Below are 16289 nucleotides of genomic sequence, written 5' to 3'. Positions count from 1 at the left end.
CGCGGACAACAGACCCCCAATCCCCGCCAAGAAGAGATACAGAACGCATCTTTCTCTTGAATCATAAGTCGGACACTCAATTCAATCCATTACCTTCGCGCCTATGGGGCGCTGCCCTGGACCCGGCAGGGCCTGAGGCCCTGCACCCCAATTATTTTGTCAAAGGGTCCCTCCACCCAGGGCCACCGCCAGCCTGATCGTCGCCATGGCCCGCCCATCTTCCGACCGTACCCCCGCATCCTCGATCGCAACGGCATCCAGTCGCGCCTGCAACACATCCAGCAACGTCGATCGCCCACCATCGAACAGGCCCAGCCGATCCTCGGCCGCGCGCCGCGCCACCGCCAGCGCGGCCGACAGGCCCGCCCCCTGCGCGTCCAAAGCCGCCCGGCTTTCATAGGCGCTCTCGACCTCGGACAGCGCCGTCAGCAAGGCCTGGTCATAGAGCGTAACGGCTTCATCCAGCCGCGCATCGGCAACATCGATCTGCGCGTGAATCCGCCCGGCGGTGAAAAGCGGCAGATAGGTCGTCAACGCCATCAGCCCGCCACTGCCCGACAGGCCGGGCAATCCGTCAAAACGCAACCGCCCGTTGCCCCCGAAGAATTCCAGGCCGAAACGCGGCAGCAGATCGGTCCGCGCACTGCGCAACCGCTCCAGCGCGGCCCGGACCAGATCCCGCCGCGCCCGAATATCGGGCCGCCGATCCATCACCGCAACGGGCACAATGCCAACAGGCACGGGCGGGATCACGAACAAAGCCGGCTGGGGAATAACGGGCGCCTGCTCCGGCAGCCGACCCGAAAGCACGGCCATCCGCCGCCGCCGCGTATCCACATCGGCCACCAGCAGCGGCCGCGCCGCCAGCACCGTCCGCCGCCGGACACGGATGGCGTCCATATCCGCCCGCGTCGCCTGCCCCGCCGCCATCCGCGCCCCGGCATAGGCCTCCATGCGATCCAGCACCGCCGCCGCACGATCGATCAGCGCCACACGGCGCAGATCGTCCACCGACGCGACATAATTTTCCACCACATCGGCGGCCACCAGCATGCGCGTGCCGTGAAGCTGCTCCTCCACCGACTGGGCAGCGGCCCGCGCAGCCCGCAGATCGGCGGCACGACCGCCAAAGATATCGGGCTCCCACGCCGCCGCCAGCCCGGCCAGATGCCCATCCGTCGCCGGATCGCCCAGATTGGGCGCCAGCGCCGCCGGCACGGCCGGATTGCTCCAGCCCAGCCCGCCCCCCGCGATATCGCCGGTCGCCCCCACCGTCGGGTACAACGCCGAACGCGCCACCGCCACATAGGCGCGGGCCTGGCGGACATGATCGCGCGCCACGGCCAGGTCCGGATTGGCCGCCAGCGCGTCGTCGACCAGCCGATCCAGCACCGGATCGTGCCACTGCGTCCACCAGCGGCCCAGATCCGCATGCATCCCACCCGTGACCGGGGCCTCGGCAAACCGTGCAGGCAGTACAACCCGCGATGGCGGCGCGGCACTGTCCTTTACGGCACAGCCACCGGCAAGAACCACGCCCAGCGCCAGGATCGCCGGCCACAGGCGGAGGGGTCGAAATCGTGTCACGCCAACTCTCCTCACCCCTGCCGGGCCAGCATGGACCGAAACCGAACCAGCGCGACCAGCAGGAACAGCGCAGCCGATATCAGGATCACCAGCAGCGGCAGCCACACCGTTTCCAGCCCCGCGCCCCGATACAGGATCGATTGCGTCAGGCTGACGAACTGCGTCGTCGGCAGCACGCTGATGGCGTGCTGCAGCAGGGTGGGCATGTTCGCCACCGGCGTCGCGGCACCCGACAGCAGATACGCCACGGCGTAAACCGGCACTGCCAGCAGCCCGAACTGCGGCATCGCCGGCGCGATGGTGGCCAGCATCATCCCCAGCGCCGAAACCGCGATCACATAGGCGAACAGGCAAACGGCAAACAGGCCGAGCGATCCGGCCAGCGGCACCCCCAGCCAGCCATGCACCACCAGCAGCAGGGACAGCAGGGCGGCCACGAAGATCACCAGCGCATTGGCAATGATCTTGGCCACCGCGATCTCGCCGGCCGATACCGGCAGCACCAGCAGATGCTCGATCGTGCCATGCTCCCGCTCGCGGATCACGGCCGCACCGACCAGGATGATCGACAGCACGGTCACATCGGTCACGATCTGCATGACCGATGTAAACCACGCGGATTCCGAATTCGGATTGAAGCGGATGCGCGGCACCAGATGAAAGGGCGGCGCGGGCCCCGCAACCGGGCGCGGCATCGCATCGGCGATCCGCTGCAGGAAGATCTCCTGCAGATACACCACCCCCAGCCCCGCCTGGGTCATCGCGGTGGCATCGACCTGGATATCCAGCGACGGCGCCCGCCCGGCCAGCAGATCGGCCTCGAAACGCGGCGGCACATCGACGACGAAGATCAGCGTCCCCCGGTCCAGCCGCTCCCGCGCCGTCCTGCGGTCCACCAGGACCGGCGCCTGGAAATAAGGTTCCTGCACCCCTTCGCGCAATTGGCGCGAGAGCGTGGACCCATCCTCGTCGATGAAGGCGATGGTGGCGTGCGACACTTCCGCCTTCACCCCATAGGCAACGATCAGGATCGCGGCGGTAAAGGCAAAGACGATCAGCCCCAGCAGCACGCCATCGCGGCGCAGGCTCAGCGCCTCCTTGCGGCACAGCAGCCAGACGGTAATCCCCCAGCGCCTCATGGCTCCTGCTTCCGGATCAGCAGCCGCGCGCCCAGCATGCAGCCCATCGCCGAGGCCGCCAGCACCAGATAGGCGGTGGTAAACGTCGCAGCCCCCACCCCCTTGGTAAAACTGCCCAGGCTGATGATCTGAAACCACCCGGCGGGAAAGACCACGCCGACCCCATAACCCAGGCCCGACAGGGTCGAGACCGGATAGAGCAGGCCCGAGAAATTGACACCGGGAATCAGGCAGATCAGCGCGGCCCCGAAGATCGCCGCCACCTGCGAGGTCGTAAAGGCCGAAACCAGCAGCCCCAGCCCGGTCGCCGCGAACAGATACAGCAACGCCCCCACCGACAGCGCGAGCAACGACCCCTTCAGCGGCACACCCAGGCACGTCACCGACAGCAGCACCAGCGCCGCATAGGCCACCAACGCCACCAGCACATAGGGCATCTGCTTGCCCAGCAGATACTGCCCCACCGTGGCCGGCGAGGCGTAGAGATTCATGATCGAGCCGATTTCCTTCTCCCGCACCACGCCCAGCGCCGTCAGCATGGTCGGGATCAGGATCAGCGCCAGCATGATGATTCCGGGCGTTATGGCGTAAACACTGCGGAATTCCTGATTATAGACAAAGCGCGGCAGCACCTGGACCGGCGACGGCTCCAGCCGGATCACCCCCTTCTCACTCATCATGGCCTGCTCATACTGCATGACCACCCCTTCGGCATACGCGCGGATATTCGCGCCCAGGAACGGCACCGCCCCGTCGATCGCAAGCCCCACCGCCGGGTCCCGCCCGGCCGCCACATCGCGGCCGAAGGCGGCAGGAATATCGATCCCGATATCCGCCTCCCCACGCCGCAGCCGTGCCTCCAGCGCGGCACGATCCGGCGACGAAGCCTGCTGCACGAAATAGGGCGACCCCTGGAACTGCTCCACCAGCTCCCGGCTGGCCTGCGTGTGGTCATGGTCGCAAACCGTGAAACGGATCGTGTTCACGTCGAACGAAATGCTGAAGGCCGCAATCAGCAGCAGCACGACCGGCCCACCCACGGCAAACAGCAGCCGCAGCCGGTCGCGCAGCAATTCCACCGCCTCGCGTCGGCCGAATGCGTAGGCCCGCGCCACCCAGCCCCCGATCCCCGTCGCCGGCACGTGCCGACCTGCCGGGGCCATGCCGGGAACGGCCGCCTCCCCCACCGGCACGCTGTCCTTGTCCCCTGCCATGGCCTCTTCCAGGCAGGCGACAAAGGCATCCTCCAGCGTCGCCGCATGCCGCGCCTGCACCAGCGCCTCAGGCGCGCCCACCGCCAGCACCCGGCCCCGATGCATGAACGAGATCCGGTCGCAGCGCGCGGCCTCGTTCATGAAATGGGTGGAGACAAAGATCGTCACCTGCTTCCCGCGCGACAGCGCGACCAGATGTTTCCAGAACATCTCCCGCGCGGCGGGGTCCACACCCGATGTCGGCTCGTCCAGAATCAGGATCGACGGGTCGTTGATGCACGCCGCCGCCAGTTGCAGGCGCTGACGGACACCCAGCGGCAATCCCCCCGGCCGCAGATCGGCCACCCCCTCCAGCGCAAAATCCGCCAGCGCCGCCTGCACCCGCCGCTCCGACTCACCGACCGAAAAACGAAAAAGCCGCGCCTGCAACATCAGATTCTGCCGAATCGTCAGCTCCTCGTACAACGAGAAAGCCTGCGACATGTAGCCGATGCGCATCCGGCTCTCCAGATCGCCGGCCCGCACCGGCCGGCCGAAGACCCTGGCGCTGCCCTCGCTCACATCCAACAGGCCGGTCAGCATCTTCATCGTGGTCGATTTGCCGCAGCCATTGGAGCCGAGAAACCCGAAGATCTCGCCCCGCCCGATATGAAAACTGACATGATCGACGGCAACGAAACGCCCGAACCGCTTGGTCAGCCCCTCCGCCTCGATCGCCGGCCCCCCACCGGGGTCGCGATAGGGCGGGATCGACAGGGCGGACGCCCCCACCCGCTCGGCCTCCGGCAGCAGCGACACATAGGCTTCTTCCAGTGTGGGGCGGCCGGTACGGCGCAGGATGGACCCGGTCCGGTCGCAGGCCAGCACCCTTCCATCCTTCATCGCCACCAGCCAGTCGAACCGCTCTGCCTCCTCCATATAGGCCGTGGAGACGATCACGCTCATGCCCGGCCGCCGGGCGCGCAACTGGTCCACCAGGGTCCAGAACTGGCGGCGCGACAGCGGATCGACGCCGGTCGTCGGCTCGTCCAGAATCAGCAGGTCCGGGTCATGCACCAGCGCGCAGCACAGGCTGACCTTCTGCTTCATCCCGCCCGAAAGCTGGGCCGCCGGACGATCCGGAAAGGGCGCCAGCCCGGTCGCGTCTAGCAACTGCGCAATCCGCGCCTGCCGCGTCGCCGCATCCAGCCCGAACAGACGGGCGAAGAAATCGATATTCTCCCGCACCGACAGCGTCGGATAAAGATTCTTCCCCAATCCCTGAGGCATGAAGGCAACCCGGCCCAGAAAAGCCTCCCGCGCCCGCCGGTCGGCCATGTCGCATCCCAGCGTCACCACCCGCCCCGCCTGCAGGCGCCGCACCCCGGCGATCAACCCCAGCAGCGTGGATTTGCCGACCCCGTCGGGCCCGATGACGCCGATGGTCGTGCCCGCCGGCAGGTCGATCGACACCTCACGCAGCGCCTCGGCCCGCCCATAGCGATGCCGTACACCGGCAACCCGTATCCCCGCCCCGTGCGACGCGGCAGGCGGCACGCCGGTCGGGGGCGGGGCGTCGCTCACGGCACGGCCCGATGCGCTCCGGCGGGGGATGCCGGCCAGGGCGCCGTGGCCTCGGTCCGCACATACCCCTCCCCCGTCATGCCGGCCTTCAGCACCCCGCCCAGCGCCTTCTGGGCCGCCCGCTCCACCCGCAGCCGGACGCGATAGACCAGTTGTTCGCGCTCGGTTGCCGTCTCCACATATTTCGGCGTGAACTGCGCCTCGGGCGAGACATAGGAAATCCGGGCCGCGACCGGCCCGGTCTCCAGGTCATCGAACACGATCCGCGCCTCATCCCCCACCCGGAGCTGCCGGGCCACCCGCGCCGGGAAGAAGACCGTCAGATACGGATCGACCGGGTCCAGCAGCGAATAGAGCCGCCCGCCCGCCGGCAGGACACTGCCGGCCTCGACCACACGATATTCGATCCGCCCCGCGACCGGGGTATGAATCACCATATCCTCCACCACCACCCGCGCCTGCGTCACCATCGCCGCCGCCGCATCCACCGCGCGACCGGCTTCCTGCACTGCCTGCGCCGCGCCGTCGCGCGCGCGTTCGGCAACGTCGAACGCGGTCTGCCGCTGTGTCACTTCCATGTCCGAGACCAGCATCTCGCGCCGCATGGTACGGGCATGGGCCAGCTCGTCGCCCGCCAGCAGGGCGGCCTGGGTCCGCGCCGCCAGTTCCGCCTGCGCCCGGCCCGTCGCCGCCTCGGCCTGCCCCTGCCGGGCCATGGCCGCCGCAAGCTGGGCCCGCGCCTCATCATCGTCTTCGCGGGCCAGCACCTGCCCCCGCGCGACCATATCGCCTTCCTGCGCGTCCAGCGCGCCGACCCGCCCCGGATATTTCACCGCAACGTCGATCCGCGTCAGCTCAAGCCGCCCGTTGGAATGATACAGACCCGGCACGGACCGGTCCGCATGCGCAACCCACAGCCACCCGATGGCACCGGCGACGATCACCAGACCGGCCACACCGGCGGCAATGAGGATTCTCCGCGCCATCTCCGCCCGATCCCTGTTCATCCCGATCCGACACTACCCCGCCCGCACCGCCGCTCCGGTCTCGCGGAGAAACAGGGCCACCACGCCGGCCAGCACGATCCCCGCTACGCCGACCGAAAATCCCTCGCGAAAGACCGTCTCCGTCAGTCCTCCGGCGCCGGCCAGCCTTTGCAGGAACCATCCGAACAGCGGCGACGCCACCGCACTCATGACGAATACCAGGAAATTGATCGCCCCCGTGGCGCTGCCCTTCACACTGTCGGGATTGACCTCCTTGATGACGCTATAGGGGATCATCGCCGCACCCGACGCAAAGCCGAGGATGAAGGCCAGGATGTAAGGCGGGAAAAATCCGGGCGGCGGATAGATGATCGCGGCCGAGGACAGCAGCATCACCACGATCCCCCCGAACAGCACCGGCTTCCGGCGCCCCAGATGATCGGCCAGATACCCCAGGACGGGGCAGCCGAAGACCCAGCCGATCGGCACCATCGCCGCCCGGCTGACGGCCTCATGGTAGCTCATGTGCCACCCATGCGTCATGAAGGACACGCCCCAGGTCATGCTGCCCACCGTGGTCGGCAGGAACAGCAGGCCCGAACACAGGCCGCACAGCCAGGATTGCGGGTTGCCCAGCACGACCCTGTAGGGCGCCAGCATCGACCCCCGCCCGCTCGACGCACTCTTTTCCGGACGCGGCGTGCCCAGGAAGATGGCCACCGCCACAATCGCCGTCGCCACCCCGGCATAAACCCAGAACGACCGCCAACTCACGACGCCATGGATCAGCCACGCCACGGTAGACTGCCCCATCGCCCCGCCGAGCATGCCCACACACTGGGTCACGCCGATCGCGGTCGCCAGATAACGCGCCGGAAAACCGTGCGAGGCCAGATAAACCGCGCCCACAAAGGCAAAGGCCGCCCCGGCGCCCTGCAACAGGCGCCCCAGTTCCGCCATCCACACCGGCCCGGCGCCGAACATGGCAATCCCCACGGCCAGCACCAGCGTGCCGACCGGGATCGCCAGCTTGGCACCCCACCGGTCCATCGACGCGCCCGAAATCAGCGAGCAGGCGGAATAAGTATAGTAATACAGCCCCAGCAACGACCCCAGACCCGCCGTCGTCAGCCCCATGGTGGCGGTCAGCTCGTCCATCATGACGCTGGGCGCCGAGCGGACGGAATATTGCAGGAAATAGAACAGCAGGCAGAAAGCCCAGGCGAGGATATAGCCGGGCTGAAAGCCCCCTTTCGCCTGCACACCGCCCGATGGCTGCGCGGATGGCGGCAACGTGGAAACCATATTCATCGGCGTATCCTCCCTCGCCAGGCAATGGCGGGTTTTTGTTATTATACCGAATCGAAAAGGACATCCTCCACGCAGGGAGGCCGGAATCACGTCATGCCATGGGCCATGATCAGGGCGATGGCGCAGGAGGTCAGCCGGGCCTGCTCGGAATCCGCGCGGCTGGTCAGGATCACCGGCACCTTCGCCCCCAGCACCACGCCTGCGGCATCCGCACCGGCCAGGAACGACAGTTCCTTGGCCAGCATGTTCCCCGCCTCCAGCGTCGGGACAATCACGATATCCGCCCGCCCAGCCACCGGAGATTCGATATGCTTGATCCTGGCGGCATTCAGGTTCACCGCATTGTCGAAGGCCAGCGGGCCATCGACAATCCCGCCGGTAATCTGCTTGCGGTCCGCCATCTTCGACAGCACGGCCGCATCCAGCGTCGACTGGATCGCCGGGTTGACGGTCTCCACCGCCGACAGAATGGCAACGCGCGGTTCCGCCAGCCCCAGCACATGCGCGAAATCGATCACGTTCTGCACGATGTCATGCTTGGCCCGCACATCGGGTGCGATGTTCACGACCGCATCGCTGATCATCAGCAGCCGGTCATAGAACGGCACATCCATGACAAAGACATGGCTCAACCGCCGCTCGCCACACAGGCCGGTCGGGCGCGCCACGACCTCGTGCAGCAGCACGTCGGTATGCACCGCCCCCTTCATCAGCATCCGTGCCCGCCCCGAGCGCACCAGTGCGACAGCCTGGGCCGAGGCGGTATGCGGGTCCTCGGCCTCGACGATCTCCAACCCCTCGATCGACAGGCCGGATTCCTTGGCAACGGACTCGATCAGCGCCTTCGGCCCGACCAGGATCGGCTGCCCCAGGCAGCGCTTGGCGGCATCGCAGGCCGAGCGCAGCGACAGATCGTCGCACGGATAGGCCACCGCGATCGGCAGGACCGGCAACTGGGCCGCCTTCTCGCACAGGGCGCGAAAGCGGCGATGCGTGACGATATGCTCGAACGACGAACAGGCCATCATCACCGATTGCGGCGCCTCGGGCGCCACGATCTGCATCGTGCCCCGCGCAACCTCGCCCCCATCCTGCCGCACGCAGACGAAGGACAGGTCGAGCAGCGCATCCGTCTCGTGCTTCGCCATCACCTGGCAGGTGACGACAACCCGGTCGCCCACCGACAATCCGCCTTCCAGCGTCAGCGCATAGCTGCGCACCACGCTGCCGACCCCCGGAAAGCGGGTGCTGACCAGCCGCATGACCAGAATGCCGATCCACACGCTCGCCACCGACTGGCTGACCGAGGCCGTCTCCACCCCGGCCCCATCGGGCTGCCATCCGCCCAGCAGGTCCGCATTGTCGCGTGTCAGGATCTCGGTCAGATCGGATTTCTCGCCGACCGCGATATCCTTGAACAACCGGTTGGTCACAAGTTCCTGGGTCTCATCCACCAGCTTTATTCCTTTGGACAGAAGGGCCGAACGATCAATTCCCCGTCATGATACCGGTGAACGGACGGGCCGCGTTGATCCCGGTCAAAACGACCCCGCCGGTCCCGGTTTTATAATTGAGACGCCGCCTGCGCGTCATAGCTGGTCAGGATCGTCCGGTACTGGGCACGCAGGAACTGCGCCGCCTCGTCAGGCTGCCCTCCGGCCGCAAGCTGCCCCTTGAAGGACGCGACCGACTCATGGCCCCGGCGCTCCATCCAGCCCCGCAGCGCACCCAGCAGCGTGGCCAGATGCCCCGGCCCATGGCGCAGCAGCGCGGAGGTGGTCATGACCGCATCCGCGCCCGCCAGCAGGTATTTCACCACGTCCCCACCGCTCCAGACCCCGGTCGAAGCCGCGATCGAAGTCGGAATGCGCCGCGCCAGCAGCCCGACCCACATCAGCGGCAGGCGGATGTCGTACGGATTGCTCAGATGCAGGTCATCACGCGCCGTCAGCGCCGCCAGATCGACGTCGGGACCATAGAACCGGTTGAACAGCACCAGCCCGTCCGCACCTTCTTCGGCAAACCGCGCCGCCATATGACCAGGCGCGCTGAAGAAGGGCGCCATCTTCACGCTCACCGGCACACCCACCGCCGCCTTCACCCGGCGCAGGATCTCCAGCGCCGCCGCCTCGACCGAGGGGCCGCTTTCCATCGGATCGGCCGGCACGCGATAGATATTCAGTTCGATCGCCGACGCCCCCGCCTGCTCCAGCTTACGGGCGAAATCGACCCACCCGCTGGCCGAACAGCCATTCAGGCTGGCAATGATCGGCACCCCCGCCCGCTCGGCGGCCTGTCGCAGCGTCTCCAACCGCCCGTCCAGCACATTGCCGCCGGGGGCCGGCGGCAAATACCCCGCCGCTTCCGGCTGGCAATCGGTGCCCAGATCCATCATGACCGCCTCGGCCAGTTCCTCGGCGATGATCTGCTCCTCGAAGATCGACGACAGCACAATCGCCGCCGCCCCCGCATCCGCCAGCCGCAAAATGCCGTCCAGCTCGGCACTGAGCGGCGACGCCGAAGCGACAATCGGATGCTTCAGCTCAAGACCGAGATAAGTCGTGCTCAAATCCATGTCTTTAACTCTCTCCGCTAGCGGATTCCAAAAAATCGGCCTGAGAAAATCGAAGTTTCTGCCCGGAAACGTGGGCTGGTGAGCGAGAGCGGCCCAACGGGCCGCGTCCGTCGTGCGTTTCCGAGCACCGAAGCGGAGCGGCCTTGATGGCCGTGAGCATCGGAGCACAGGAAACGCGCGCCGGATCGCCACCAGCGCGCGTTTACGGGCAGAAACTCAGGGAACGTCTTCCCAGTGGGGCAGAAACCGGCTGCCGTCACGGGCGGCCATATCCTCATAGATGCGATAACGCTCCTGCGCCGCCGCCTCGGCCTGCTGCAGCAGATGCCCGGCCGATTCCGGATGCGTGCGCAGCAGGGTCTTGTACCGCAACTCGCGATAGGCATACTCCTTCAGCGGAATACGCGGACGCGGCGAATCCAGCCGGAACGGATTCAACCCGCTCCTGCGCATCGTGGGGTCGAAGCGGAACAGCGGCCAGTATCCCGATGCCACCGCCCGCGCCTGCTGCTTCATGCCGGTGCGCATGTCGATCCCGTGCGCGATACACTGCGAATAAGCCAGGATCAGCGACGGCCCGTCATAAGCCTCGGCCTCGCGCATCGCGATCAGCGCCTGTTCCGAATTCGCCCCCAGCGCGATCTGCGCCACATAGACCGTGCCGTAGGAAATGGCCTGCAACGCCAGATCCTTGCGCGGCACCCGCTTGCCGGCCGCCGCGAACTTGGCACTCGCCCCCAGCGGCGTCGCCTTGGAGGACTGACCACCGGTGTTCGAATAGACCTCGGTATCCAGCACCAGCACATTCACATTGCGGCCCTGCGCCAGCACATGGTCCAGCCCGCCATAGTCGATATCGTAGGCCCAGCCATCGCCACCAACGATCCAGATCGAACGCCGGACCAGGAAATCGGCCAGGATCAGCAGGTTTTTCGCATCCGGCCCGTCCAGCGGCGCCAGGCGCTGCTTCAGGGCTGCCACACGCTCACGCTGCTCGGCATAATCGCGTTCGGTGTGCTGCGTCTTCGCCAGGATCGCATCCGCCAGATCCTGGCCCACCTTCGGCGCCAGCCGGGTCAGCAGGTCGCGCGCCAGCCCGGTCTGCTTGTCCACCGCCAGGCGGAAACCCAGCCCGAATTCGGCATTATCCTCGAACAGCGAATTCGCCCACGCCACCCCGCGCCCTTCGGCGTTCGCCTTCCACGCATGGGCCGGCATATTGGCGGCATAGATCGCCGAACAGCCCGTGGCGTTGGCGATCTGCATCCGGTCGCCGAAAAGCTGCGAGATCAGCTTCAGATACGGCGTCTCGCCACAGCCCGCGCAGGCCCCGCTGAACTCGAACAGCGGCTCCAGCAACTGCACGCCCCGGACATTGGCCTGGTTCACAAAGGTCCGGTCCGGCGTCGGCAGGGTTTCGAAGAAACTGATATTCTTCCGCTCCTGCTCCAGGATCGGCAGCTTCTCGCCCATATTGATGGCCCGATGCACACCATCCTCGGCAATGGCGGGGCAGTTTTCCACACACACGCCGCAACCGGTGCAATCCTCGACATAGAATTGCAGCGAGAAACGGGAATCCGGATAACCGCGCGCATTGACCGGCGCCGAGCGGAAATGCTCCGGCGCCCCTTCCAGCGCATCCTCATCATAGATCTTGGCGCGGATCACGCTGTGCGGACAGACGATGCTGCACTGGCCGCACTGAATACACGCATCCTGATCCCAGATCGGCACCTCGACCGCGATATTGCGCTTTTCATATTGCGTGGTACCGCAGGGGAACGTCCCATCGGCCGGGATCTTGCTGACCGGAATCGCCTCGCCCCGGCTGGCCATGATCTCGCCCGTGACTTCCCGCACGAACAACGGCGCGGTCGCCGGCACGATCGGCGGCATCGCCACGGTGCCGGCAGCCACCTGCGGCACAATCACCTCGTGCAGCGCCGCCACCGCCGCGTCCACGGCGGCGAAATTCAGCTTCACCACCGCATCGCCCTTGGCGCCATAGCTCTTGGTGATGAAATGCTTGATCTGCGCCACCGCCTCCTCGGGCGGCAACACCTTGGACAGATGGAAGAAGCAGGTCTGCAACACCGTGTTCACACGCGGCCCCAGCCCGATCTTCAAGGCCACGTCGGAGGCATCGATCACGAAGAAACGCAGCTTCTTGGCCACGATCTGGTCCTGCACCCGGCGCGGCAGCTTGTCCCACACCGCGTCCGGCCCATAGGGGCTGTTCAGCAGGAACGTCGCGCCATCGATGGCCGGCCCGAGGATATCGCGCTTGAACAGGAATTCGAACTTGTGACAGGCCACGAAATCCGCATGCCGGATCAGATAGGGTGCGGCGATCTGCGCCGTGCCGAACCGCAGGTGCGAAATCGTCTCGCCCCCCGATTTGTGCGAATCATAGTCGAAATAGGCCTGCGCGAACCGTCCCGGCTGCTCGCTGAGGATCTTCACGCTGTTCTTGTTCGCACCCACCGTGCCATCGGCGCCCAGCCCGTAAAACAGGCAGCGCACGGTATCCTTCGGCTCGATATCCAGATTCTGGTCATATTCCAGAGTGGTGTGGCTCACGTCGTCATCGATGCCGAGCGTGAAATTGTTCTTCGGCGTCGCCTTCGCCAGCTCGTCGAAGACCGCCTTGACCATGCCCGGATTGAAATCGCGCGACGACAACCCGTAGCGCCCGCCGATCACACGCGGCATCGCGGCAATCCGCCCGGTGCCGAACGCCTGCGCCAGCACGCCCAGCACGTCGGCATAAAGCGGCTCCATCGGCGCGCCCGGTTCCTTGGTGCGGTCGAGTACCGCAATCGACTTCACGCCGGGCGGCAGGGCTTCCAGGAAATGTTCGGCCGAGAACGGGCGATAGAGCAGCACCTGCAACGCCCCCACCTTCTCGCCGGGCCGGTTCGCTCCTTGGCGATTCATCCACAGCGCGGTCTCCCGCACCACTTCCGCGCCTGATCCCATGCTGATGATCACACGCTCGGCATCCGCCGGCCCATCATAGCGGAACAGGCGATAGGCGCGGCCGGTCTGGGCGGCGAGCTTGTCCATCACCTCCTGCACGATACCCGGCACCTTCGCATAGTACGGGTTCACCGCCTCGCGCGTCTGGAAATAGGTATCGGGATTCTGCCAGGTGCCGCGAATAAACGGATTGTTCGGCGTCAGCGCGCGGCCGCGATGGGCATGCACCAGATCGTCGTCGATCATGGCCCGGATCACACTGTCCGGCATGATCTTCAGCATATTGTATTCGTGCGACGTGCGGAACCCGTCGGTGAAATGGATAAACGGCACCCGCGCCGCCAGCGTCGCCGCCTGCGCGATCAGCGCCAGATCATGCCCTTCCTGCACCGAGGCCGCACCCAGGATCGCGAAACCCGTCGGCCGCGCCGCCATGATATCCTGATGGTCGCCGAAGATCGACGACCCGCCCGCCGCCAGCGCCCGCGCCGCGACATGGAAGACCGTGGCCGTCAACTCGCCCGCGATCTTGTACATGTTGGGCAGCATCAGCATCAGCCCCTGCGACGCCGTAAAGGTCGTCGTCAGGGCACCGCTCTGCAACGACCCATGCACGCAGCCCGCGGCCCCACCCTCGGCCTGCATTTCCTGCACTTCGGGGATATCGCCCCAGATGTTGCGCAGCCCCTGGTCCGACCAGGCATCGGCCAGTTCCGCCATCGGCGAAGACGGGGTGATGGGATAGATGGCGCAGATCTCGTTGACCCGATAGGCCACATGCGCGACGGCGGTGTTGCCATCCATCGTGGCGGTCTGTTCGGTCATGCCGACCTTCTCCGTTCCTGTCATGTCGCTCATGCCCGCACCTTGAATCCCGACGGCGCCGGGGCGGAATCCTGGCCGGCCGGTTCCGGCTCCATTTCGATCGCATGGCAGGGACATTGCTCGAAACAGGTGGCACAGCCGGTGCACAGATCCATCGACACCGCATAGCCCTGCCCCGGTCCCAGCCGGGTAATCGCCTGCTCCGGACAGGCGGCATAGCAATTGTCGCATTCGAAGCAATTGCCGCACGAAAGGCAGCGCTGCGCCTCATAGCGGGCATGGCGCGCATCCAGCCCGGCATCGACCTCGTCGAAGCCCATGCGCTTGGCCACCGGTCGCTCCGCCTGCACACTGCGCGGCGCATCGCGATAATCCGGCAGATGCAGCATGTCGAAACGGACCAGCGGATGCGACGCCGGGTGTTCATACGTCCCACCGGCCAGCCACGCATCGATCGCCCGCGCCGCCAGCTTGCCATGCCCCGTCGCCGTGGTCATGGTCCGCGCACCGCCGATGCAGTCGCCGCCGGCAAAGATGCCCGCCTGTCCCGTCATCAGCTCGGCATCCACGGCGACGGTGCCGTCCTTCTGCACCTTCACCCCCACGGCATCGGCCAGCAGGCCGAGGTCGCTATGCTGCCCCACCGCCAGCACCACCGCATCGGCCGCCAGCCGCTCCGTCTCGCCGGTCGGCGTCACGCTGCCGTCGGGGTTCATGGTCACCTTCTCGACCACCAGCCCATCGGCACCGAAATGATCGACCACGCTCAGCCAGCGCACCTTCGCCCCCTCGGCGACGGCCTCGGCCGCCTCGGCCGGCAGGGCTTCCATATGCTGCGGATCATAGCGGAAGATAATGACCGTATCGGTCGCACCCAGCCGCCGCGCCGTGCGCGCGGCATCCATCGCCACATTGCCGCCGCCGACCACCGCCACCACGCGCCCCAGCGCCGGTCGCCCGCCGCGACTGACAGCGCCCAGCATACTGATCGCATCGGTCATCTTCCGGCCATCCATGGCCGGGATGTTCAGCCGGTTGGCCAGTTGCGCGCCAACGCCGACAAACACGGCGTCGAACCCGCCTTCCTGCTTCGCGCGCACCACGTCATCCACCCGTTGCCCGCAGCGCAGCGTCACGCCCGGCAGGCCGGTGATGCGCGCAATGTCCTTGTTCATCGGGTCACGCGGCAGGCGATAGGCCGGGATGCCGTACATCATCATCCCACCCGGCTGCTCGGCCGCATCGCGGATTTCCACCTGATGCCCCATCCGGGCCAGATGCCACGCACAGGACAGACCGGCCGGCCCCGCGCCCACGACCAGAATTTTCTTGCCGGTGGCGGGTGCAACCGAGACCTGCCAGCCCGTCTCGGCCGCCAGATCGCCCAGAAACCGCTCGACCGCATGGATGGCAACCGGCGAATCCAGCTCGCCCCGATTGCACCCGCCTTCGCACGGATGATAGCAGGCCCGCCCATGAATGGCGGGCATCGGGTTGTTGGCCACCAGCGCCCGCCAGGCCTTTTCGTACTCGCCCGCCTGGGCCAGGGCCAGCCAGCCCTGAATGTCCTCGCCGGCAGGGCAGGCATGGTTACAGGGCGGCAGGAAATGCCTGTAGACGGGCTTCTGCCAGCGCCGGCTGCCGACCCCGCGCCGCGTCGTCTCCTGCAGCACCTGCGTCATGTCATCAAGTTTCAAAGCCATCCCCACCCCCAGCCCGTCGGGCCCGCCCGCGCATTATGAGCGCGTGACAAGCCTCCTGCCGCACGACCGATATCGCGAGATCATTGTTTCGATACCGATCCAGATAAATCCTCGCCCCAGGATCGGATACCCGCTCAAGGATTCGCCGGATTTGTCATAACATCGAACAGGCCGGGAGCCGTTTGACCGAAGTCAATCGTCACAAATTTCTTTTATCTGTCATCAGGATGGCCATGGCGAACACACCCCGCCAGGTCCCGGCACGGCCCGCAGGTCGCCACGAGCGACAGGCACCGCGCCCACCAGGGCAAATCGTGATGCGCCGACAGGAAATCCCTTGCTGACCGTCGGCAGCAATCATGAACCGAGCCCCGAAGGGCCACCATAGCGACGCAGGCAAGCCC

General features: G+C 66.5%; 9 protein-coding genes. All 9 read right to left on the bottom strand.

The genetic code is table 11. The features are described from left to right. Positions 1-159: 159 nt before the first annotated feature. The 9 genes from HLH35_RS15480 to HLH35_RS15440 all read right to left on the bottom strand — a co-directional run bounded on the left by HLH35_RS15480 (position 160) and on the right by HLH35_RS15440 (position 15864). The gene (locus tag HLH35_RS15480; protein WP_338029370.1) at positions 160-1587 is read right to left on the bottom strand and encodes a TolC family protein; all 1428 of its coding nucleotides are present in this window, start codon (positions 1585-1587) and stop codon (positions 160-162) included. A gap of 11 nt (positions 1588-1598) precedes the next feature. Next, positions 1599-2726 (bottom strand): ABC transporter permease, encoded by a 1128-nt coding sequence (locus HLH35_RS15475; protein ID WP_182979996.1) that lies wholly within the window; start codon positions 2724-2726, stop codon positions 1599-1601. Continuing rightward, positions 2723-5503, bottom strand: a complete 2781-nt coding sequence (gene rbbA, locus HLH35_RS15470) for a ribosome-associated ATPase/putative transporter RbbA (RefSeq protein WP_338029369.1) — start codon at positions 5501-5503, stop codon at positions 2723-2725. The genes HLH35_RS15475 and rbbA overlap by 4 nt, the downstream gene beginning before the upstream one ends. After that, on the bottom strand, positions 5500-6489 hold the full coding sequence (locus HLH35_RS15465) for an HlyD family secretion protein (protein WP_182979995.1): 990 nt from the start codon (positions 6487-6489) through the stop codon (positions 5500-5502). The genes rbbA and HLH35_RS15465 overlap by 4 nt, the downstream gene beginning before the upstream one ends. A 33-nt stretch (positions 6490-6522) precedes the next feature. Further along, on the bottom strand, positions 6523-7800 hold the full coding sequence (locus HLH35_RS15460) for an MFS transporter (RefSeq protein ID WP_182979994.1): 1278 nt from the start codon (positions 7798-7800) through the stop codon (positions 6523-6525). A gap of 86 nt (positions 7801-7886) precedes the next feature. After that, positions 7887-9254, bottom strand: coding sequence for a bifunctional enoyl-CoA hydratase/phosphate acetyltransferase (locus HLH35_RS15455; protein ID WP_182979993.1), 1368 nt, complete (start codon positions 9252-9254; stop codon positions 7887-7889). A 110-nt stretch (positions 9255-9364) separates the two neighbouring features. After that, positions 9365-10375, bottom strand: coding sequence for a dihydroorotate dehydrogenase-like protein (locus tag HLH35_RS15450; protein WP_182979992.1), 1011 nt, complete (start codon positions 10373-10375; stop codon positions 9365-9367). A 216-nt stretch (positions 10376-10591) separates the two neighbouring features. Further along, positions 10592-14215 carry a pyruvate:ferredoxin (flavodoxin) oxidoreductase gene (nifJ, locus tag HLH35_RS15445; protein WP_246385145.1) on the bottom strand — a complete coding sequence of 1208 codons (3624 nt, stop codon included), beginning with the start codon at positions 14213-14215 and terminating at the stop codon, positions 10592-10594. Continuing rightward, a complete protein-coding gene (locus tag HLH35_RS15440; RefSeq protein WP_246385144.1) occupies positions 14212-15864 on the bottom strand; it encodes an NAD(P)-binding protein in 1653 nt (550 codons plus the stop codon). The genes nifJ and HLH35_RS15440 overlap by 4 nt, the downstream gene beginning before the upstream one ends. Positions 15865-16289 lie beyond the last annotated feature (425 nt).

This window comes from Gluconacetobacter asukensis, assembly GCF_014174375.1.
Classification (GTDB): Bacteria; Pseudomonadota; Alphaproteobacteria; order Acetobacterales; family Acetobacteraceae; genus Gluconacetobacter; species Gluconacetobacter asukensis.
This window is presented reverse-complemented; position numbering and strand designations above follow the sequence as displayed.